Source organism: Haliea salexigens DSM 19537 (assembly GCF_000423125.1).
In the GTDB taxonomy this organism is placed as follows: domain Bacteria; phylum Pseudomonadota; class Gammaproteobacteria; order Pseudomonadales; family Halieaceae; genus Haliea; species Haliea salexigens.
Genome location: NZ_AUHJ01000064.1, coordinates 1 through 1,919 on the forward strand (window position 1 = coordinate 1; position 1,919 = coordinate 1,919).

Below are 1,919 nucleotides of genomic sequence, written 5' to 3' on the forward strand. Positions count from 1 at the left end.
AAGCTGTCCAGCAGATTACTGAGCACTTTTGAGTTGAAGTAGATGATGGCATTTGCCACCAGTCTGGCACTTTCGTTCCAGATCTGGATCTCCTCATCGCTATTACCCCGGAATCGGTCGCCATTGACGTGGCTAATAGCCCGCCGCAGCTGGTGATAGGCTTCACCCCGGTTCAACGCTCGCTGCACGTGATTTCTAAGGCTGGCGTCGTCAATGTAGTTCAGCAGATATTGGGCTTTCAGCAGCCGGTTATATTCGGTCAATGCCTCCAGTAATGGGTGATTGTGCTTGTAACCGGATAGTTTGCGCACTAACCTGGCCTGGCTGGTCTTCCGCTGAGCCAAAGAGACGGCAATCCGCTGGATGGTGTCCCAGTGAGCCATGATACGCTGCGTGTTGATCGGCTTGCGCAACGATATATGCACTTGCTGGTTCTTGTCTTCGGTGATGTTGAATAGTTCATTGATGACCCTGCCAACCTGGGCATATCGAGGTGCGAACCGATATCCGAACAGGTCGAGCGGGGCAAAGTTCACATGGTTCACTCCATGCGTGTCAGTTGAGAGCATGTCGGGGACAATCTCAGTACTGTTGTTCATCAGCAGGTCAAAGATGTAATGGGATTCATGCTCATTGGCCCCGATCACCCGGGCATTGATGGCCATATGATTGGCATTCAGACTGACCGCGGACACGCCTTTGCTGGTCCCGAAGTATTTTGAGGAGTACCGCGTGCGGAATGTCTCGCGTTTGGCTCCGAACTTCTGACCATCGGCACTGGCGTGCAGACTATCTTCCTGAATGTTGTAGTGCTTGAAGATACTCAGTCGTGTAGTGGCGTTGTTGATGCGGTCATTGGACGCATTCAGGGTTTCCAACCGAAGGTAGTTCGCTTGGATAGTGCTTAGTTGTTCATAGGTGCGGTCAGAAATCTGCGCGATGCCATAGATGCCCTGATTAGTGGCATTGGCAATCAGTATCGCCAGCAGATCCACTTCGTACTGACGGCTTTTCGAGCTCAAGCCCAGCACATGTTGGAAGTCGTCAATGAACCCGGTATCCCGATCCACTACGCGCAAAACATCGGCGATGCTGACCGCTTTCATTTGCTGGAAGAACGGGTTATTCACCAGGTGCTTCTTGCTGGCTGTAGGCAGCCGCCAGTGATGTTTGCCGTCTTTCGGTCGCAAAATTACGTCCCTGGTATCTGAACGCTCCAAATAGTGGCTGACTTCGTGCAACCGAAGGGTCAGCTCATCCGCCATGCGTGGAATCAGACGTTTCGGATCCTCGCTGATATTGGGTTGCTGAGTGCCCTTCACCAAGGACCGCTTCTGGTTTTTCCAGATATCTGGCTTCACCAGATCATCCTCTAACGCCCGATATCGAATGACTTCCGGCAGCGTCAACTGGCCGTTTAAGCGGTTGGGTATCTGCAGATACAAAAACCATTCATACCTGGATTTGTCTATACTGCCATCGGGTTTCGACAGCAATGGCCGTGTGGCTTTCGGTAGTAAACGCTGATCAATGCAGACATCGCCGAGCCTATTACCGGCGACCAAATCCAATCGAGCTTGGGCCAGGGCCCCGGCTAACCGCCGCGTTTTGTCGGTACCGTCAAAACGCAGACAGCAAAAGAGCGAACGCAACAGTCCGGCTCGCAATGTGGGCTCCGTATCCAGGTGCTGCCAAAATGCTTCCTCCGCCGACTGTTTCTGATTACTCAGGTATCGGCAGACTGAGTTCAGGTCGCTGACATTGAGAAACTGGAACGCCCGTTGCTGTACAGCGTGAAACGACGTATCAGGGTCGATGCTGTCATCAACGAACAGGTGTAAGATATCAGCAGCTTTGCTCACATTGCGAGCTGCCTTTTGCCAATCCCGATAGACCCGTTCTTGGGCCATTTGATGCGC

General features: G+C 52.5%; 1 protein-coding gene. It reads right to left on the minus strand.

Annotated features, from left to right (window positions below; translation table 11 throughout):
- Window positions 1-1,919 (minus strand): Tn3 family transposase (locus G533_RS23075; protein WP_035529325.1); only part of this gene is annotated, 1,919 nt, incomplete at both ends.